16 protein-coding genes and 2 pseudogenes are annotated in these 18,396 nt (G+C 68.6%); 10 read left to right on the forward strand and 8 right to left on the reverse strand.

Going from position 1 to position 18,396, the window contains the following annotated elements:
- Positions 1-33: 33 nt before the first annotated feature.
- Complete coding sequence (locus RN02_RS10815) at positions 34-471, reverse strand: CBS domain-containing protein (protein ID WP_043269727.1); 438 nt, start codon at positions 469-471, stop codon at positions 34-36.
- Between the two features lie 236 nt (positions 472-707).
- Here RN02_RS10815 and RN02_RS10820 point away from each other — a divergent pair, with 236 nt between their 5' ends.
- Positions 708-887 carry a hypothetical protein gene (locus RN02_RS10820; RefSeq protein WP_009615004.1) on the forward strand — a complete coding sequence of 60 codons (180 nt, stop codon included), beginning with the start codon at positions 708-710 and terminating at the stop codon, positions 885-887.
- A gap of 13 nt (positions 888-900) precedes the next feature.
- Here RN02_RS10820 and RN02_RS10825 read toward each other — a convergent pair whose 3' ends face one another.
- Complete coding sequence (locus RN02_RS10825) at positions 901-1,629, reverse strand: hypothetical protein (protein ID WP_043314486.1); 729 nt, start codon at positions 1,627-1,629, stop codon at positions 901-903.
- A 275-nt stretch (positions 1,630-1,904) separates the two neighbouring features.
- Between RN02_RS10825 and sfnG the strand changes: the two genes are divergently transcribed.
- The 6 genes from sfnG to RN02_RS10855 all read left to right on the forward strand — a co-directional run bounded on the left by sfnG (position 1,905) and on the right by RN02_RS10855 (position 8,416).
- A complete protein-coding gene (sfnG, locus tag RN02_RS10830) occupies positions 1,905-2,996 on the forward strand; it encodes a dimethylsulfone monooxygenase SfnG (RefSeq protein WP_043314487.1) in 1,092 nt (363 codons plus the stop codon).
- A 192-nt stretch (positions 2,997-3,188) separates the two neighbouring features.
- A complete protein-coding gene (locus tag RN02_RS10835) occupies positions 3,189-4,403 on the forward strand; it encodes an SfnB family sulfur acquisition oxidoreductase (RefSeq protein WP_043314489.1) in 1,215 nt (404 codons plus the stop codon).
- Positions 4,404-4,412: 9 nt separating this feature from the next.
- Positions 4,413-5,786: an LLM class flavin-dependent oxidoreductase gene (locus RN02_RS10840; RefSeq protein ID WP_043314490.1), complete on the forward strand. Its 1,374-nt coding sequence runs from the start codon at positions 4,413-4,415 to the stop codon at positions 5,784-5,786.
- Positions 5,783-6,448 (forward strand): methionine ABC transporter permease, encoded by a 666-nt coding sequence (locus RN02_RS10845; RefSeq protein ID WP_043314492.1) that lies wholly within the window; start codon positions 5,783-5,785, stop codon positions 6,446-6,448. Before RN02_RS10840 ends, RN02_RS10845 begins: the two co-directional genes overlap by 4 nt.
- A gap of 100 nt (positions 6,449-6,548) precedes the next feature.
- The gene (locus RN02_RS10850) at positions 6,549-7,319 is read left to right on the forward strand and encodes a MetQ/NlpA family ABC transporter substrate-binding protein (RefSeq protein ID WP_043314493.1); all 771 of its coding nucleotides are present in this window, start codon (positions 6,549-6,551) and stop codon (positions 7,317-7,319) included.
- 53 nt (positions 7,320-7,372) lie between these two features.
- The gene (locus tag RN02_RS10855) at positions 7,373-8,416 is read left to right on the forward strand and encodes a methionine ABC transporter ATP-binding protein (RefSeq protein ID WP_043314494.1); all 1,044 of its coding nucleotides are present in this window, start codon (positions 7,373-7,375) and stop codon (positions 8,414-8,416) included.
- A gap of 6 nt (positions 8,417-8,422) precedes the next feature.
- Here RN02_RS10855 and RN02_RS10860 read toward each other — a convergent pair whose 3' ends face one another.
- The 5 genes and pseudogenes from RN02_RS10860 to RN02_RS10880 form a co-directional block, all read right to left on the reverse strand.
- On the reverse strand, positions 8,423-9,550 hold the full coding sequence (locus RN02_RS10860) for a sigma-54 interaction domain-containing protein (protein ID WP_043314495.1): 1,128 nt from the start codon (positions 9,548-9,550) through the stop codon (positions 8,423-8,425).
- 9 nt (positions 9,551-9,559) lie between these two features.
- Positions 9,560-10,747, reverse strand: a complete 1,188-nt coding sequence (locus RN02_RS10865; protein WP_043314496.1) for an acyl-CoA dehydrogenase family protein — start codon at positions 10,745-10,747, stop codon at positions 9,560-9,562.
- A gap of 11 nt (positions 10,748-10,758) precedes the next feature.
- Positions 10,759-11,319: an FMN reductase gene (gene msuE, locus RN02_RS10870; RefSeq protein WP_043314498.1), complete on the reverse strand. Its 561-nt coding sequence runs from the start codon at positions 11,317-11,319 to the stop codon at positions 10,759-10,761.
- Positions 11,320-11,599: 280 nt separating this feature from the next.
- Positions 11,600-11,818 (reverse strand): annotated as a pseudogene (locus tag RN02_RS10875) (helix-turn-helix domain-containing protein); the annotation flags it as partial.
- 97 nt (positions 11,819-11,915) lie between these two features.
- Positions 11,916-12,959, reverse strand: a complete 1,044-nt coding sequence (locus RN02_RS10880; protein ID WP_043314501.1) for an LLM class flavin-dependent oxidoreductase — start codon at positions 12,957-12,959, stop codon at positions 11,916-11,918.
- 358 nt (positions 12,960-13,317) lie between these two features.
- Between RN02_RS10880 and RN02_RS34675 the strand changes: the two are divergent.
- Together RN02_RS34675 and RN02_RS34680 are read left to right on the forward strand one after the other, a co-directional pair.
- Positions 13,318-14,250, forward strand: a pseudogene (locus tag RN02_RS34675) (cache domain-containing protein); the annotation flags it as partial.
- A gap of 129 nt (positions 14,251-14,379) precedes the next feature.
- Positions 14,380-15,108: a methyl-accepting chemotaxis protein gene (locus tag RN02_RS34680; RefSeq protein ID WP_407733547.1), complete on the forward strand. Its 729-nt coding sequence runs from the start codon at positions 14,380-14,382 to the stop codon at positions 15,106-15,108.
- 413 nt (positions 15,109-15,521) lie between these two features.
- Here RN02_RS34680 and RN02_RS10890 read toward each other — a convergent pair whose 3' ends face one another.
- On the reverse strand, positions 15,522-16,007 hold the full coding sequence (locus tag RN02_RS10890; RefSeq protein WP_043314503.1) for a flavin reductase family protein: 486 nt from the start codon (positions 16,005-16,007) through the stop codon (positions 15,522-15,524).
- A 565-nt stretch (positions 16,008-16,572) separates the two neighbouring features.
- Between RN02_RS10890 and RN02_RS10895 the strand changes: the two genes are divergently transcribed.
- Entirely contained in the window at positions 16,573-17,979 is a 1,407-nt protein-coding gene (locus RN02_RS10895) for a purine-cytosine permease family protein (RefSeq protein ID WP_043314504.1), read from the forward strand.
- Positions 17,980-18,396: the final 417 nt, after the last annotated feature.

Consider the following 18,396-nt stretch of genomic DNA (forward strand, 5'->3'; position numbering starts at 1 on the left):
GTCATGGCGCCGTCCGCCGCAGCCGCCGCCGGCTCACTGTTCGCCGCGGATGTACTGCTCCAGCTGCTGGATCAGCTGGGCCTGCTCGGCGATGGCTTCCTTGACCAGGTCGCCGATGGACAGCAGGCCCACCAGCTGGCCGTTCTCCACCACCGGCAGGTGGCGCAGGTGGCGCTCGGTCATGATGCTCATGCAGGTGTCGATGTTCTGTTGCGAATCCACCGTGACCACCGGCGAGCTCATGATGGCGCTGACCGGGGTGCCCACCGAACTGCGGCCCTGGAGGATCATCTTGCGCGCGTAGTCACGTTCGCTGACCACGCCCACCACCTGGCCGTTGTCCACCACCGGCAGGGCGCCGACGTTCTTCACCGCCATCACCCGCAGGGCGTCGAGCACCATCTCGTGCGGGCCTATGGTGTGCACCTGCTGGCTCTGCTTGGCGTGGAGGAGCTGTGCGACGGTCTTCATGCTGGATGTCCTTCTGCTGTTGTGCGCAGGGCTATTACCCCGGGGTGGCGACAGGATCGGCAAGCGAGGCTTCCCGCACAATGCTGGAAACGGCATCGCCCCCATAGGAAAACGTCATGACCTTCCTTCTGACTTATAGCCAAATGCGCCGCGCCGCGCGACCGCCGAGGCTTTGCGCGGGTCCGGCGAGGCCGTAGCATTGAGGCCTGCCGCACCCCGCCTGCCGAGACCGCACCATGCACGACGACGACATCGACCTCCCCGAGCCGGAGCACGAGCACCTGCTCGACCACGAGTGGGACGAGGATTCCCCGGAGGATTTCGAGCACGACGCCACCGGCCTGCGCGACGAGCCCGAGGACGCTGAGGACGACTGGGACGACGAGGACAGCGACGCCCACTGGCACGACGACTGAGGCGCGCCGGCGCTCACTGCGAGGTGATGCGCCGGTACTCGTTCTGGTACTGGTCGAACGGCAGGTTGCTGCGCTGCAGCTTCTGCAGCTGGCGCTCCTGGTTCTCCACCGCCACCACCGGCTTGGCCGCCGCCTCCCGGCTGGCCACCGACTGGCCGGGCGCCGGGGCCGGCGCGGGGCGGGCCGGTTGCTCGGCCGGCGTGCTGGCCGGCATGGGCGCTGCCGGTAGCGGGTCGCGCTTGGCAATGCGCTGGGCGCTTTCGACTTCCTCGATGATCGCCTTGGAAATGTCCTTGAGCTGGCCTTCCAGCGCCTCGGGTTCGGCGGAGTCGGTCTCGTAGCGGCGCGAGCCCATCAGCCGGCCGCTGGGGCCGTCGGTGAAGCGCACGTTGACGCGCAGGCTGCCCTTGCCCAGGCCGTCGCCGTCGGCCTGCTGGCGCAGGCGGTCGACTTCCACCACCAGCAGCGTCGCCGGCAGCGCGGTGGGGGTCACCGCGCCGGCCTGCTCGCCCAGCTGGTAGTCGGACGAGGCCGCGCGGTCCGCCAGGATGCGCCGCCAGGCGCTGGTCAGCCGCGTCCAGCCCGGCGTAGCGGTCACGCTGGGGTCGCCCTGGAAGTTCACCAGCAGGCGGTTGCGGGTGTCGGCATAGGTGCTGATGGGGGAGAGCGCGTCGGCGCGCTTCACATCCGCCGCGCAGCCGGCCAGGCCGGCCACGAGGAGCAGTACGAAACAGGTACGCACGATGGCCTCCTTGGAAAATGCACGGGCCGGGAGTTGCAAGTCTAGTCGGTGCTTTGGCGCTTGCAGGGCGCGGCGGCACATTTCCGTCGCCCGGCTGTTCACCTGGCAACAGCGCATCAGCAGCTTGCTCGGCCGCGGACAGGACGATAACCCGGCGCCTGTTGCAAGTTCATGATCCGCAAGGCTTTCCGGCACTGGCACGGTTGCTGCTCCGGCCCTGGTGGAAGCCGCGTGGCGCCTGGCTGCGCGGCATGCAACTCCCGGAGAGCAGAACCATGAGCCAGCAACCCATCCGCTTCGCCTACTGGGTGCCCAACGTCAGCGGCGGCCTCGTCGTCAGCAACATCGAGCAGCGCACCAGCTGGGACTTCGACTACAACCGCCGGCTGGCGCAGAGCGCCGAGAAGGCCGGTTTCGACTACGCCCTGTCGCAGATCCGCTTCACCGCCGGCTACGGCGCCGAGTACCAGCACGAGTCGGTGGCCATCAGCCACGCGCTGCTGGCGGCCACCGAGAAGCTCAAGGTCATCGCCGCCATCCTCCCCGGCCCGTGGAACCCGGCGCTGGCGGCCAAGCAGTTGGCGACCATCGACCAGCTGACCGGCGGGCGCATCGCGGTGAACATCGTCTCCGGCTGGTTCAAGGGCGAGTTCCACGCCATCGGCGAGCCCTGGCTGGAGCACGACGAGCGCTACCGCCGCTCCGAGGAATTCATCCGCGCGCTCAAGGGCATCTGGACCCAGGACAACTTCACCTTCAACGGCGACTTCTACCGCTTCCGCGACTACAGCCTCAAGCCCAAGCCGCTGCAGCGCCCGCACCCGGAAATCTTCCAGGGCGGCAGCTCGCGGGCCGCGCGCGACATGGCCGCGCGGGTGTCGGACTGGTACTTCACCAATGGCAACACGCTGGAAGGCATCAAGGCCCAGGTCGACGACATCCGCGCCAAGGCCGCGGCCAACGGCCATGCGGTGAAGATCGGGGTGAACGCCTTCATCATCGCCCGCGACAGCGAGGCCGAGGCCCGCGCGGTGCTGCAGGAAATCATCGACAAGGCCAACCCCGAGGCGGTCAACGCCTTCGGCCACGAGGTGAAGAACGCCGGCGCCGCCAGCCCGGAAGGCGAGGGCAACTGGGCGAAGTCCAGCTTCGAAGACCTGGTGCAGTACAACGACGGCTTCAAGACCAACCTGATCGGCACCCCGCGGCAGATCGCCGAACGCATCCTCGCGCTCAAGGCGGTGGGCGTGGACCTGGTGCTCTCCGGCTTCCTGCACTTCCAGGAAGAGGTGGAGTACTTCGGCGAGAAGGTCCTGCCCCTGGTGCGCGAGCTGGAGGACGAGGCGCAGCGCAAGGCTGTTGCCTGACGGGCAACTGTTGGCTGCCGGACAGTGCTTCAACAAACAGTGTCCGGCCAGCGACTCGGCTGCCTTTGCTAACCATTAAGTGGCTGATTTATAGGAAGAAAATTTCGGGCATGGATCGTGCTCAGCCAGGACAGGGCCCGCTGCCGGGAGGTCCCGGCCCCACACGGGCCACTGTTCGCCACGAGGAAGACCATGTCCGTTTCTGCTGCCTATCCGATCAACCGCCCCGCCGCGCGGATCATCCGCGACGATGCCGAGGCCCTCCGCGTCGCCCACGAGGTCGCCGAACTGCTGCTGGCCGGCGCTTCCGAGCGCGACCTCAACCGCTTGGTGCCGGTGGAGATCGTCGACGCCTTCTCCAACAGCGGCCTGTGGGGCATCACGGTGCCGCGCGAATACGGCGGCGCCGAGGTGTCCCATGCCACCCTGGCCCAGGTCATCGCCATCGTCTCGGCGGCCGACCCGTCCCTGGGGCAGATCCCGCAGAACCACTACTGCCTGCTGGAGGACATCCGCCTGCAGGGCAGCGAGGAGCAGAAGCGGCACTTCTTCGCCCTGGTGCTGGAAGGCCACCGCTTCGCCAACGCGCTGTCGGAAACCGGCGGCAAGAACGTCCAGGACATCCGCACCCGCCTGGTCGCCGAGGGCGATGGTTACCGCATCGACGGCCGCAAGGGCTACTGCACCGGCTCGCTCTACGCGCACTGGCTGGGCGTGCTGGCGCTGGACGAGCAGGACCGCGCGCAGCTGGCCTTCGTCCCGCGGGAAAGCGCCGGGCTGACGGTGGTGGACGACTGGGACAGCATCGGCCAGCGCACCACCTCCAGCGGCAGCGTGCTACTGGACGGCCTGCGCGTGCCGGCCTTCCACCTGTTCCCCAGCTACCGCTCCTACGAGAGCCCGACCCTGGCCGGACCCTTCGCCCAGATTACCACCGCCGCCATCGACGCCGGCATTGCCCGCGCCGCGCTGCGCGACACCATCGCCTTCGTCCGCGAGCAGGCGCGCCCGTGGATCGATGCGGGGGTGGAGAAGGCCAGCGAGGACCCGCTGACCATCATCCAGGTCGGCGGCCTGGACATCCGCCTGGAAGCCGCCGAAGCCCTGCTGGAACGCGCCGGCCGCGTGCTCGACGCCGGCAAGGCGGCGCCCGACGAGGACAAGGTGGCCGCCGCTTCCCTGGCCGTGGCGCGGGCCAAGGTGCTGACCACCGAGATCGCCATCGAGGCGAGCAACAAGCTGTTCGAGCTCGGCGGCACCCGCTCCACCCTGCGCAAGCACAACCTCGACCGCCACTGGCGCAACGCCCGCGTGCACACCCTGCACGACCCGGTGCGCTGGAAGTACCACCTGGTCGGCAACTGGCTGCTCAACGGCAAGCGCCCGCCGCGCCACGACTGGAACTGAGGGGGCGCCATGAGCAAGCAGATACGCCTCAACGCCTTCGCCATGAACACCGTCGGCCACCTCTCGCCTGGCCTCTGGCGCCACCCGCGCGACCAGGCGCGGCGCTACACCGACATCCACTACTGGGTCGAGCTGGCGAAGACCCTGGAACGCGGCAAGCTCGACGGCCTGTTCATCGCCGACGTGCTGGGCGTCTATGACGTCTACGGCGGCAATGCCGACGCCGCGCTGCGCAGCGGCGCGCAGGTGCCGGTGAACGACCCGCTGCAACTGGTCCCGGCCATGGCCGCGGCCACCCGCCACCTGGGCTTTGGCGTGACCGCCTCGGTGTCCTTCGAGCACCCGTTCCCCTTCGCCCGGCGCATGTCCACCCTCGACCACCTGACCGGCGGCCGCGCCGGCTGGAACATCGTCACCTCGTACCTGGCCAGCGGCGCGCGCAACCTCGGCCAGCAGCGCCAGCTGTCCCACGACCAGCGCTACGCCCTGGCCGACGAGTACCTGCAGGTCTGCTACAAGCTGTGGGAAACCAGCTGGGAAGACGACGCCGTGGTCGCCGACCGCGACAGCGGCGTCTATGCCGAACCGTCCAAGGTCCACGGCATCCGCCACGAAGGCGAATACTTCCAGGTGCCCGGCTTCCACCTCTGCGAGCCCTCGCCGCAGCGCACCCCGGTGCTCTACCAGGCCGGCGCCTCCAGCCGTGGCCGGGCCTTCGCCGCAGCCAACGCCGAGTGCGTGTTCGTCGCCGCGCCGAGCAAAGCCGTGCTGAAGAAGCAGGTGGCCGACCTGCGCGAAGCGGTGCGCGCCGCCGGGCGCGAGCCGGGCGACGTGCTGGTGCTGGAACAGCTCACGGTGATAGTCGCGCCGACCGACGCCGAGGCCCTGGCGCGCCTGGCCGAGTACCGCGAGTACGCCAGCGCCAGCGGCGCCCTGACGCTGATGTCCGGCTGGACCGGCATCGACTTCGCCGAATACGCCCCCGGCCAGGTGCTGCGCGAGGTGCCCAGCGACGCCATCCAGTCGGCGGTGGAAGCCTTCACCCGCGCCGACCCGACGCGCACCTGGACCACCGCCGAGATCGCCGACTACTGCGCCATCGGCGGCGACGGCCCGGTGCTGGTGGGCTCGCCGCGGACCGTGGCCGACCAGTTGCAGGAATGGGTGGCGGAAACCGACGTCGATGGCTTCAACCTGGCCGGCGTGGTCATGCCGGAAACCTTCGAGGCGGTGGTCGACCTGCTGGTGCCGGAGCTGCAGGCCCGCGGCCTGTTCAAGCGCGACTACGCCGAAGGCACCCTGCGCCACAAGCTGTTCGGCGCCGGCGACCGCCTGGCCGCGCCGCACCCGGTCGCCGCCCTGCGTGAGGAGGCCCGGCGATGAACGAGTGGCTGGCCAACGTCGACTGGAGCGAGATCGCCCAGGCCTGCCTGGACACCCTGAGCATGCTCGGCGCCGCCCTCGGCTCCACCGTGCTGCTCGGGCTGCCGCTGGGCGTGCTGCTGTACCTCACCGGCCAGCGCCAGCTGCTCGACTCGCCGCGCCTGTACCGGGTGCTCTCGGTGCTGGCCAACGTGTTGCGCTCGATGCCCTTCATCATCCTGCTGATCGTGCTGATCCCCGCCACCGAGCTGCTCACCGGCACCTCGCTGGGCGTGCGCGGCGCCATCCCGCCGCTGGTGGTGGGCTGCACGCCGTTCTTCGCGCGGCTGGTGGAAAGCTCGCTGCGCGAGGTCGACCGCGGCCTGGTGGAAGCGGTGCAGGCGATGGGCGCGAGCACCCGGCAGATCGTCTTCCACACCCTGTTGCCGGAAGCGCGCACCGGGCTGATCGCCGCCATCACCGTGACCGCCATCGTGCTGGTCGACTACACGGCCATGGCCGGCGTGGTCGGCGGCGGCGGCCTGGGCGACCTGGCCATCCGCTTCGGCTACCAGCGCTTCCAGACCGACGTCATGGTGGTCACCGTGCTGCTGCTGATCCTGCTGGTGCAGGCCCTGCAGATGAGCGGCGACCGCCTGGTGCGCCACTACACCCGGCGCTGAACCCAAACACCCGCTCGCGGCGGCCGGGAAAACGCCGCCGCTGGCCCCACGTCCAACCCACGACGGCCATTCCAAGAAACCACTGATCGGAGCAAACAGCATGAAGAAAGTCCTGGCCGCCCTGGCAGCCGTAATAGCCATCAACGCCCACGCCAACGAGCACCTCGTCGTCGGCGCCACCCCGGTGCCCCACGCGGAAATCCTCGAATTCGTCAAACCGGCCCTGGCCAAGCAAGGCGTGGACCTGGAAGTGAAGGTGTTCAACGACTTCATCCAGCCCAACCTGCAGCTGGCGAAGAAGAACCTCGACGCCAACTACTACCAGTACCGCCCGTTCCTCGACGACTTCAACAAGACCCGCCACACCAACCTGGTGCCGGTGGTGGGCGTGCACATCGAGCCCTTCGGCGCCTACTCGGCCAAGTACAAGAGCCTGGCCGAGCTGCCCGATGGCGCCAGCGTGGCCATCCCCAACGACCCGGTGAACACCGGCCGCGCCCTGGTGCTGCTGGCCGAGGCCGGGCTGATCAAGCTCAAGGACCCGAGCAATCCGCAGTCCACCGAGCGCGACATCGTCGATAACCCCAAACACCTGAAGATCCGCGAGCTGGAAGGCGCCATGCTGGCGCGCTCGGTGAAGCAGGTGGACCTGGCCTTCGTCTTCGCCAACTACGCGCTGGAAGCCGGCATCGACATCAAGAGCGCGCTGATCGTCGAGAAGGGCAAGGACCTCTACGTCGAGTTCCTGGTGGCGCGTCCGGACAACATCCAGGACCCGGGCATCCAGAAGCTGGCCAAGGCGCTCAACTCGCCGGAAGTGCGCAACTTCATCCTGACCCGCTACAAGGGCGAGATCGCCCCCGGCTTCTGACGTGATCCGGCGCGGCGCCCAGGACGGGCGCCGCGCCCGGCAGGAACGCACCCATGGTCAGCTTCAATCATTCGCAGCCCCTGGCGGCTGCCACCCACATCCGCCTGCGCGGCCTGGCCAAGCACTACCTGGCCGGCGGCCGGGAAGTGCAGGCGCTGCACGGCATCGACCTGGAGATCCGCCGCGGCGAGGTGTTCGGCATCATCGGCCGCAGCGGCGCCGGCAAGTCCTCGCTGCTGCGCTCGCTCAACCGCCTGGAGCGGCCCAGCGCCGGCCAGGTGCTGGTCGACGGCGAGGACATCGGCGCCTTCGACGACGCGCGCCTGGCGCAGCTGCGCCGGCGCACCGGGATGATCTTCCAGCACTTCAACCTGATGGCCTCGCGCAGCGTCGGCGACAACGTCGCGCTGCCCCTGGTGCTGGCCGGCGTGCCGCGCGCCGAGCGCGAGCGGCGGGTGGCCGAACTGCTGCAGTTGGTGGGCCTGGCGGACAAGCGCGAGGCCTACCCGGCGCAGCTTTCCGGCGGGCAGAAGCAGCGCGTCGGCATCGCCCGCGCGCTGGTGCTGCAACCGGACCTGCTGCTGTGCGACGAAGCCACCTCGGCGCTGGACCCGGAAAGCACCCAGTCGATCCTCGCGCTGCTGCGCGACATCAACCGCCGCCTGGGCCTGACCATCGTCCTCATCACCCACGAGATGGAAGTCATCCGCGACCTCTGCGACCGCGTGGTGGTGCTGGAGCGCGGCCGGGTGGTGGAGCAGGGCGAGGTCTGGGAAGTGTTCGGCGACCCGCGCCACGAAGTGACGCGCAGCCTGCTCGGCACGCTGCACCATGATGCCGACGGCGAAGCGGCGGGCGAGGGCCTGCTGCTGGACCTGCACTACAGCGGCGCCAGCGCCCGCGAACCGGAGCCGGCCGCCATCGGCCGCGAACTGGGCTACGAGGTGCGCCTGGTGCAGGCCAGCCTGGAGCGCATCCAGGGCCGCTCCCTGGGCAGCCTGCGGCTGCGCGTGGCGGCGCCGGCGGCGGAGCGCGAGGCGGTGGTGGCGCGCGCGCAGGCGCTGGCCGACCGGGTCAGCCTGGTGGGCAGTGCCTGACGGGGCTCAGATGGACAGCCGCACCACGCGGTTGTCCAGCGCCTGTTCCGGGCCGCGGCGCTTGTTCACCACCAGCTCGCCGATGGCGATCAGCCGCGTGCGGGTGACGTTGCGCGACAGGCCCAGCAGGTTGGCGGTGTGCACCTGGTTGTGGTGGCAGAAGCGGTAGGCGGCGCGCAGCAGGCTTTCCTCGACGCGTTCGTAGAGCGCCCCGGCGGATTCCTCGAACAGCCGGCGGAAGGCGCGCTGCAGCAGTTCCTCGGCGGACTCGCCGCCACTGGCCGCGGGGCTGCCGGCATGGCCGGCGGGGGCTTCCTCCTGGCGTTCCAGGCGCAGGTTGGACAGACGCAGGTCGTCCTCGCGCACCAGGCCGTCGCGGCAGGTCAGCAGGCTGTGGTGGATGACGTTCTCCAGCTCGCGGATGTTGCCCGGCCAGCCGTAGCCCACCAGCTTGCGCTCGGCCTCGGCGCTGAGCTGCACCTGGCCGTAGCCCAGGCGCTCGCTGTAGCTGCGGATGAAGTGGCGGGTCAGCGGCAGGATGTCGCCGGGGCGCTCGCGCAGCGGGTGCAGTTGCAGGGTGACGACGTTGAGGCGGTAGTACAGGTCCTCGCGGAAGTGCCCGGCGTTGATCGCCCGTTCCAGCTGCACGTTGGTGGCCGCCAGCACCCGCACGTTGATCGGGATGCTCTTGCGCGAGCCCAGGCGCACCACCTCGCGCTCCTGCAGCACGCGCAGCAGCTTGACCTGGATGGCCATCGGCAGGTCGCCGATCTCGTCGAGGAACAGGGTGCCGCCGTTGGCCTCTTCGAACCAGCCGGCCTTGGCGCTCAGGGCGCCGGTGAAGGCGCCCTTCTCGTGGCCGAACAGTTCGGCCTCCACCAGCGATTCGGAGAAGGCCCCGCAGTTCACCGCGACGAAGGGCCCGTTGCGCCGCCCACTGAGGTTGTGGATGTGCCGCGCCACCAGTTCCTTGCCCGTGCCGGTTTCGCCGATGATCAGGACGCTGGCCTCGCTGGGGGCGACCTGTTGCAGATGGGCGAGCAGCGCCTGCGATTTCGGGTCTTCGAAGACCTGTGCGGTCGCCCGGATCGAGGTGGCCAGTGCGGGGGAGGGGGGTAGCGTCAGCAGTTGCATGTCTCTGCCTCAGGAATAGAAGGTGGGTGTCGGCCGCGTGCCGTTGAGCGCCCAGTCCCCCAGCTCGTGGAGCTTGTAGTCCAGCGGGTCGTGCAGGGTCTGGGTGCGCAGGTTGCGCCAGAAGCGGTCCAGGCGCAGCGAGGCATGGGTGGCACGGGCGCCGGTGACCTCGAACAGGCGGTTGCAGATGTCCAGGCCGCTGCGGCTGGCTGCGACCTTGGCGGTGGCGATGGCCACCGCCAGCTGCGCGCGCTCCTCGGCGCCCAGGGCGTGTTCCTTGCGCCAGGCTTCGTCCAGCAGCGCGGCGGCGCGCTGCACCAGCAGGCGCACGCTCTCCAGGCCGACCCAGAACTCGCCGTAGTGGCGCAGCACGTACGGGTCCTCGCCGACGCTGCGGGCGCTGGAGCGGAACCACGGGCGGCTTTCCTTGAGGCTGTACTGCCGCGCCTCCTCGAAGGCGCCCTCGGCCACGCCGAGGAACAGGTTGGCGAACAGCAGCTGGGCGATCAGCGGGCGCAGGCAGGCGAAGGGCGTGCTCAGCGGGCCCGGGTCGAGCAGCAGCTCGGATTCCTCCACGCGCACCCGTTCGAAGGTGGCGCTGCCGCTGTCGGTCTGCCGCTGGCCCATGTTGTCCCAGTCGCCGTGCAGGGTGATGCCGGTGCGGCCGCTGGGGATGGCGGCGATCAGCAGCTTGCCGCCGTTGCCTTCGTCCACTGCCGAGGCGATGAGCATTTCCGAATCGCTGGCGCCGGAGCAGAAGCTCTTCTTGCCGGAGAACTCGCGCCAGCCGTCGAACTTCTTCACCACCGTGCGGGTGTCCAGCGGGTTCAGGGCGTTGCCCCAGAACCAGTGCTTGCGCGCGGTCTGCTCGAACCATGGCTGCCACTGCTCGGGGCGGGCGAACAGGCGCACGGTGGCCAGCATCAGGTGCTGGAAGCCGAACACGTGGGCGATGGAACTGTCGACGCGGGCGAACTCGCGGGTCACTTCCAGGGCCTCGCTCCAGCTGGCGCCCAGGCCGCCGTACTGTTTGGGGATGACCAGGCCGAGCAGGCCGCTGCGGCGCAGGGCGTCGCGCTCGGCCTTCGGCGTGCCGCCGAGCCGGTCGCGCTCGACGGCGCTTTCGGCGAATTCCGCCGCCAGCTGGCGGGCCAGTTGCAGCGGGCTGAGGATGGAGGCTTGTGCCGGCGAATTCATCGGGCGGCTCCTCAGGCGATGCGGCGCAGCGCGCGGTGGTCGTCGAACAGCGGCAGGGCGCGCTCCACGGCCAGGCGGATGCGCGCCTGGAGCAGTTCGCAGCTGATGCGGTAGTCCTTGAAGTCGGCCTCGCTGGCGTACACGCCCAGGGGCAGGGTCAGCGACTGGAAGAAGCTGAACAGCGGGCGCAGCTGGTGGTCGATGACCAGCGCGTGGCGCTGGCTGCCACCGGTGGCGGCGAGCAGCACCGGGGTGCCGATCAGCGCGTCCTGGCCGATCAGGTCGAACAGGTGCTTGAGCTGCCCGGGGTAGGAGCCGCGGTACACCGGCGAGGCCACCAGCAGCAGGTCGGCGCCCTCGATGGCGCGCAGCTGCGCCTCTACCTCTTCCGGCAGCTCGGCGCGGCTCAGGGCGCCGCCCACCGGGCGGGCGATGTCGGCCAGCTCGATGAGCTGGACCTCGGCGTCCAGGTGGCGGCCGATCTCGGCGAGGATGGCCTCGGTCAGGACCAGGGTGCGCGAGGGGCGATAGGCGCCGCCGGATACGGCGACCACTTTCAAGGGGGCAGTCATGTTCGGTTTCCTGTGCTGTTGCCCTGCCGGCAGGGCGGGTTCAGGTCGGGTTTCGCAAGACCTGTGCCAGGACTCAAGTCATTGATTGGTATGGGTATTCATCAAGTGTTGCTGGGCGAACTGTTGGCTGGCGGCTAGTTGCTGCTGGGCAACTGTTGGCAGGGCAACAGTGGAGCGGCCGTCGATTCCTGCGCAGTTATAGAGGAATCGAGGTTGAGGTAAAAAAGAATAAATTAAGATTTTATTATTCTTTAATTGAATATGAGGGTTGCAGGCCGCGTCAGGCGGCGCCCTGGCCGCGGAACTCGCTGGGCGACAACTGCGTGTGCTTGCGGAAGAAGCGGCTGAAGTAGCCGACGTCGGAGAAGCCCAGGTCGTGGGCGATGGCCTTGATGCTCTGGCGCGAGTGGGCCAGCTCGCGCTTGGCTTCCAGCACCAGGCGCGCGTTGATCGCCGCCATGGGCGTCATGCCCAGCTGTTCCTGGCACAGGCGGCCGAGGGGGGGGCGGGCGCCGGTTCCTGGTGAACCGGGCCTGAATGCGCAACGCCGGTCAGTTTCCTGACCGGCGTTGTCGTTGCGAAGCCTGGGCGGGCACTCAGCGGAACGCCGGCACCACGTGCTTGATGAACAGTTCCAGGGACTTCTTCTTCTGCTCGTAGGGCAGGCTGTTGTCGGCCCAGAAGCTGAACTCGTCGACGCCCAGCTCCTGGTAGTGGCGGATGCGCGCGATGATTTCCTCGGGGGTGCCGATCATGGTGTTCTTGCGGATGTTTTCCAGCTCGAACTCCGGGCGCTCCTTGAACTTTTCCTCGGGGCTGGGCGGCAGCAGGCCGTTGACCGGGGTCTGCTTGTTGCCGAACCAGGCGTCGAAGGTGCGGTAGAAGCGCGAGATGGCCTGCGCGCCGACCTTCCAGCCTTCCGGGTCGTCGGCGCTGTGCACGTGGGTGTGGCGCAGCACCATCAGTTGCGGGCGCGGCACGCCGGGGTTGTTGGCCAGGGCCGCCTCGAACTTGTTCTTCAGGTCGACCACTTCCTCGTCGCCCTTCATCAGCGGGGTGACCATCACGTTGCAGCCGTTGGCCACGGCGAAGTTGTGCGAGTCCGGGTCGCGCGCGGCGATCCACATCGGCGGGGTGGGCTTCTGGATCGGCCGCGGCGAGGAGGTGGCGGTGGGGAACTTCCAGATCTCGCCGTCGTGGGCGACGTCGCCCTGCCACAGCGCGCGCACCACCGGGACCATCTCGCGCAGGTACTTGCCGCCCTCGGTGGCCGGCATGCCGTTGGCCATGCGGTCGAACTCGTACTGGTAGGCGCCGCGGGCCAGGCCCACTTCCATGCGGCCGTTGCTGATCACGTCGAGCAGGGCGCATTCGCCGGCCACGCGGATGGGGTGCCAGAAGGGCGCGATGATGGTGCCGGCGCCCAGGCGGATGGTTTCGGTGCGGGCGGCCAGGTAGGCCAGCAGCGGCATGGGGCTGGGCGAGATGGTGTATTCCATGGCGTGGTGCTCGCCGATCCACACGGTGCTGAAGCCGCCGGCCTCGGCCATCAGCGTCAGTTCGGTGAGTTCCTCGAACAGCTGGCGGTGGCTGGTTTGCTCGTCGTAGCGCTCCATGTGCACGAACAGGGAAAATTTCATATCGCTTACCTCGAACCTTTTTTGTATCCGGCGCTGGGCGGGCCGGCGGATGGGATGCGCCTGCGCGCACCGCTGCTTCGGGGAATGGGCGCGGTCATGGCGATTGGCCACAAACGTGCTGGGTGTCCGTGGTTTATTGGTATACCATAATACGGAATATCTGCAAGGCGTTTCTGCCCGGCGCCACCCCAAGGAGTTAAGGATGAACCTCAAACAGAAACTGATCCTGGCCTTCGCCGCCATCGCCAGCCTGCCGGTGCTGCTGGTCGCCGTGCTGGTGATCTTCAACCTGCGTGGCGAGGCGCGGGAAGGCTTCATCGACAGCAGCAGCCGGGAAATCCGCCAGGTGGAGAACGCCATGCAGCTGTTCTTCGACGGCATCGCCCAGAACGTCGAGTACCTGGCCGCGCACCCGCAGCTGCAGGCCATCGACGGCAGTCTCAAGCAGTACATCGGCGCCGACGCCGCGCAGCACCCGACCGGGGCGCTGGACCGCCAGGTGTTCGACCTGTTCGCCGGCCTGGCCCACAGCCACCCGGACTACGCCTACGTGTCCCTGGGCACCCGCGACGGCGGCTACGCCTTCTGGCCGGGCGACGACAAGCTGGCCAGCTACGATCCGCGCAGCCGTCCCTGGTACCAGGCGGCCATGGCCCAGCCGGGCCGCACCCTGCGCACCCACGCCTACTACTGGGCGGCGGACAAGGTGGTGCTGGTCAGCAGCGTGCGCACTTTCGCCAACCGTCTCGGCGAGCAGGGCGGGGTGGTCAACATCGACGTTTCGCTCAAGCGCCTGACCGACATCGTCAAGGGCATCCGCCTGGGCGACAGCGGCTACCTGATGCTGATGGAGGGCGACGGCACCGTGCTGGTCGACCCGCACCAGCCGGAGCACAACTTCAAGAAGCTCGGCGAGCTGGGCGCCGGCTATGCCAGCCTGGCCAGCGCCGACAAGGGCCTGGTGGAGGTGGAGATCGACGGCGAGCGCTACCTGGCCAACGTCTGGCCGTCGGAGGGCCTGGGCTGGCGCTTCGTCGGCCTGATCAAGGAAAGCGAGGTGATGGCCGGGGCGACGCGCCTGACCTGGCTGGTCGGCCTGATCGCCGCGGTGATAGCGCTGGGCTTCGCCGGCGTCGGCGCCGTGTTCGCCGGCCTGGTGGTGCGCCCGGTGCGCGCGGTGGCTGACGGCCTGGAAGGCATCGCCCAGGGCGACGGCGACCTGACCGGGCGCCTGGCGGTGCGCGGCCGCGACGAGACGGCGCAGCTGGCCGGCTGGTTCAACCAGTTCCTCGAGGCCATCCGCCGCCTGGTGCAGCACATCGGCCAGGCCGCCTCCGGCATCCACCAGAGCGCCGGCGGCGCCAGCGGCACCTCCCAGGCCCTGGCCGAGGCCGCGGCGCGCCAGCGCGAGGCGGTGGACATGGTGTCCACGGCGTTCAACGAGATGGTCATGACCGCCAACGAGGTGGCGCGCTCCTGCAGCCAGGCGGCGACTTCCGCCGACAGCGGCCAGCGCCAGGCCCACGACGGCCAGCTGCAGATCGACGAAGCGGTGGACAGCGTCGGCCGCCTGAGCGAGGAGATCGCCGGCTCGGCGAGCGCCATGCGCCAGCTGGAACAGGACAGCAACGACATCCAGTCGATCCTCGGCACCATCCGCTCCATCGCCGAGCAGACCAACCTGCTGGCGCTCAACGCCGCCATCGAAGCGGCCCGCGCCGGCGACCAGGGCCGCGGCTTCGCCGTGGTGGCCGACGAGGTCCGCGCACTGGCGCGGCGCACCGCCGAATCCACCGGCGAGATCGACGCGCTGCTGGGCAACCTGGCCCGCCGCACCCACGACACCGGCCGGCAGATGCAATCCAGCCTGGAGGCCTCGCAGCGCACCGTCGGCTCCATCCGCGAGGCCCGCGCCTGCTTCGGCGCCATCCGCGAGTCGGTGGACGTGATCCGCGACATGAACGCGCAGATCGCCACGGCGGCGGAAGAGCAGCACCAGGTGGCGGAGGAGATCAACCGGCACATCGCCCAGATCCACCGCGACGCCCGGGAAGTGGCAGGGCTGGCGGAGGCCACGCGGGGGGATGCGCAGACGTTGAATGGGCTGTCGGAGGAGTTGAATCGGTTGGTGTCGCGGTTCAGGACCTGATCGAGGTGGTGGGGGCTGTTCGTGCCACCGGGGTGTCCGGCGTGGCCGGTGAGTCCAATCGCGGACAAGGTCCGCTCGCCCTCCGGCAACACCCCCGTAGGATGGGTTGAGCGAAGCGATACCCATCACCGTGGCCGCATGGGTTTCGCAAGCTCAACCCATCCTACGAAGAGCACCTCGGCGCAGCCGGCAAGACAGTTGCTCGCATGGGCGTAGGAGCGGACTCTGTCCGCGATTCGTCCAGAGAAACATCCAAGCGCACCGGAACGCCCCTTCAGAAGGCCGAGCGAAACCGGCGCTCAGGACAGCCCCCTCTCCCGCTTGCGGGAGAGGGTTGGGGAGAGGGCGCTCTTGAACCCAGCACCTACGCCCCGGGAAACACCGTTCGCGAGCAAGCTCGCTGGCAATCGGCGTCACGCCAAAGCCGGCAATGCCCCCATCTTCCCACGGCAATAAACCATCGGCTGCACCCGCTGCTCCGGCACCACCAGGTTCTTCACCGCGCCGACCATGATCGCGTGATCCCCACCCTCGTACTCACGCCACAACTCGCACTCGATCACCGCAGTCGCGCCTTCCAGCAACGGGTTGCCCAGATCGCTCAGTTGCCAGTCGATGCCCAGGGCCTTGTCCTTGCCCTTCTTGGCGAAGCTGTAGGCCTCGCGCTGCTGCTCGGCGGAGAGCAGGTGGATGGCGAACTGCTTGCGGCGTATCAGCACCGGGTAGGAGTCGGAGGTGTAGTTGGGGCAGAACAGCACCAGCGCCGGGTCCATCGACAGCGAGCTGAACGCGCTGGCGGTCAGGCCCACCAGCTGGCCGTCCTCGTCCAGGGTGGTGATCACGGTCACGCCGGAGGGGAAGGAGCCCATGACTTGCTTGTAGAGGTTGGCGTCGATCATTGCGGTTACCTGCTGCCACGGGGGCTGGCGGTGGAGGAATTATTTTCGTCTGATGGTATACCGTATTATTGAAAATTCAAGCCCCTGGGTGACCGCCAGTCGGTTGCCGACGAACGTCGCGCTCGCGGCTGGAATCCGCATGTGGACTGGGCTCTAAGGCTTCGGTGGGATGCCGGGAGGGATGCCAGGATAGACCATGGTCGGAGCCGTTGGCGGGGAAGGGGCTTGCCGGAATTTTGGAATACCATAATATGGTGTTCTCCTAGGCATGCCTGCCAGCCCTTTCCGGGGCTTGCTGCCGAAGGCAAATTTCATACGTGGCTTTCGTACAAAGAAGACAAGAAGATGCTGTCCATGATGTTCCCCCGCCGCGCCCCCGACCGGGCCTGGCTCGATGATTCCCCGAGGTTGCACCCGCCCCTGGACCGCCGGTCCGGCGCCAGGCCGTCCGCGGCCTGATTCCTGCAATCCCGATTCCCGACTGTCCGCGCCCGCAGTGGATCGACGTCGGCCGCCCGGCCGGCCGATCCGTGCTCGCGCCCGGCCATCCGCAGCGAGCCAGAAGATGTCCCATACCGAGTCCACCCCGCTCATCGAGAACCACACCGTCGACTACGTGCCCCCGGCCGAGCGCCATGGCCGTGCGCGCGACCTGTTCACCCTGTGGTTCAGCACCAATATCGCGCCGCTGCCGGTGGTGACCGGCGCCATGGTGGTCCAGGTCTACCACCTGGACCTGCTCTGGGGGCTGGTGGCGATCCTCCTCGGGCACATGCTCGGCGGCGTCGGCATCGCCCTGGCCTCGGCCCAGGGGCCGCAGCTGGGCATCCCGCAGATGGTGCAGAGCCGCGGCCAGTTCGGCCGCTACGGCGCGCTGCTGATCGTGTTCTTCACCGCGCTGATCTACCTGGGCTTCTTCATCTCCAACATCGTCCTGGCCGGCGAATCCATCCACAGCATCGCCCCGGCCGTGCCGCTGCCGGCGGGCATCCTGTTCGGCGCCCTGGGCGCCACCGCCATCGGCGTGATCGGCTACCGCTTCATCCACACCCTCAACCGCATCGGCACCTGGGTGATGGGCGGCGCGCTGCTGGTGGGCTTCGCGTGGATCTTCTGCCAGCAGCTGCCGGCGGACTTCTTCAGCCGTGGTGGCTTCAACCTCTCCGGCTTCGTCGCCACCCTGTGCCTGGGCATCATCTGGCAGGTCAGCTTCTCGCCCTACACCTCGGACTACTCGCGCTACCTGCCGGCCAGCGTCGGCATCGCCAGGCCGTTCTTCGCCACCTTCTTCGGCGCGGTGCTGGGCACCAGCCTGTCGTTCAGCTTCGGCGCGGTGGCGGTGCTGGCCACGCCCGAAGGCACCGAGGCCATGGCCGCGGTGAAGCAGGCCACCGGCGTGTTCGGCCCGGCGCTGATGGTGCTGTTCCTGCTCAACATCATCAGCCACAACGCGCTGAACCTGTACGGCGCGGTGCTTTCCATCGTCACCTCAATCCAGACCTTCGCCGCCGCCTGGACGCCCAGCGTGCGCCTGCGGGTGGCGCTGTCCTCGGTGGTGCTGGCCGGTAGCTGCCTGGTGGCGCTGAGCGCCTCGGCGAACTTCATCTCGCAGTTCATCGGGCTGATCCTCACCCTGCTGCTGGTCCTGGTGCCCTGGGCCTGCATCAACCTGATCGACTTCTACCTGGTCAAGCGCGGGCGCTACGACATCGCCTCGATCTTCCGCGCCGACGGCGGCATCTACGGGCGCTTCAACCCGCACGCGATCATCGCCTACGCCATCGGCATCCTGGTGCAACTGCCGTTCGCCAACACCGCGCTCTACGTCGGGCCCTACGCCAACTACCTGGAAGGCGCCGACCTGTCCTGGCTGGCCGGCCTGCTGGTGACCTGCCCGCTGTACTACTGCCTGGCCACCCGCGGCCAGGCTCGCGAAAGCCTGCAGCAGGGGCGTCTGGGCCTGGCCGACTGATTCCTCGTCCCACTCTCCGCCCCGCCCCGAGCGCAGCTCTGGCGGGGCTTTTTTTCGTCTGTGGGAAAGGGCGTGGGATTGGCGGGCAGGCATGGACGGGAGACTTGGCGTCAACCTGTAACCGCGCCGAGGTGCCCTTCGTAGGAGCGAGCTTGCTCGCGAACAAACGCCGTGCCATGCGGTTCGCCTGTAGGAGCGGGCCCTGCCCGCGATTCGCGCGCAGGGCGCGCTCCTACATGGGAATGGCGGGGGTGGGGCAGCGTAGGAGCGGATCTCATCCGCGAAACGCGCCGGTGGTTCCGGCTATCGCGGACAAGGTCCGCTTGTGTCAGCGACTTTCGATAGGATCGAAGGTGAGAGCGACGGGAGGCAAGCTGCAGGTCCGCGGTGTTGCGAGCACGAGTAGGAGCCCAAGCT

The organism is Pseudomonas sp. PI1, assembly GCF_000812405.1.
GTDB classification, from domain to species: Bacteria; Pseudomonadota; Gammaproteobacteria; order Pseudomonadales; family Pseudomonadaceae; genus Pseudomonas; species Pseudomonas citronellolis.

Coding starts and splice junctions, on each gene's coding strand:
- RN02_RS10815 (WP_043269727.1), bottom strand. CDS start 471: ATGAAGACCGTCGCACAGCTCCTCCACGCCAAGCAGAGCCAGCAGGTG.
- RN02_RS10820 (WP_009615004.1), top strand. CDS start 708: ATGCACGACGACGACATCGACCTCCCCGAGCCGGAGCACGAGCACCTG.
- sfnG (WP_043314487.1), top strand. CDS start 1,905: ATGAGCCAGCAACCCATCCGCTTCGCCTACTGGGTGCCCAACGTCAGC.
- RN02_RS10835 (WP_043314489.1), top strand. CDS start 3,189: ATGTCCGTTTCTGCTGCCTATCCGATCAACCGCCCCGCCGCGCGGATC.
- RN02_RS10840 (WP_043314490.1), top strand. CDS start 4,413: ATGAGCAAGCAGATACGCCTCAACGCCTTCGCCATGAACACCGTCGGC.
- RN02_RS10845 (WP_043314492.1), top strand. CDS start 5,783: ATGAACGAGTGGCTGGCCAACGTCGACTGGAGCGAGATCGCCCAGGCC.
- RN02_RS10850 (WP_043314493.1), top strand. CDS start 6,549: ATGAAGAAAGTCCTGGCCGCCCTGGCAGCCGTAATAGCCATCAACGCC.
- RN02_RS10855 (WP_043314494.1), top strand. CDS start 7,373: ATGGTCAGCTTCAATCATTCGCAGCCCCTGGCGGCTGCCACCCACATC.
- RN02_RS10860 (WP_043314495.1), bottom strand. CDS start 9,550: ATGCAACTGCTGACGCTACCCCCCTCCCCCGCACTGGCCACCTCGATC.
- RN02_RS10865 (WP_043314496.1), bottom strand. CDS start 10,747: ATGAATTCGCCGGCACAAGCCTCCATCCTCAGCCCGCTGCAACTGGCC.
- msuE (WP_043314498.1), bottom strand. CDS start 11,319: ATGACTGCCCCCTTGAAAGTGGTCGCCGTATCCGGCGGCGCCTATCGC.
- RN02_RS10880 (WP_043314501.1), bottom strand. CDS start 12,959: ATGAAATTTTCCCTGTTCGTGCACATGGAGCGCTACGACGAGCAAACC.
- RN02_RS34680 (WP_407733547.1), top strand. CDS start 14,380: ATGGTGTCCACGGCGTTCAACGAGATGGTCATGACCGCCAACGAGGTG.
- RN02_RS10890 (WP_043314503.1), bottom strand. CDS start 16,007: ATGATCGACGCCAACCTCTACAAGCAAGTCATGGGCTCCTTCCCCTCC.
- RN02_RS10895 (WP_043314504.1), top strand. CDS start 16,573: ATGTCCCATACCGAGTCCACCCCGCTCATCGAGAACCACACCGTCGAC.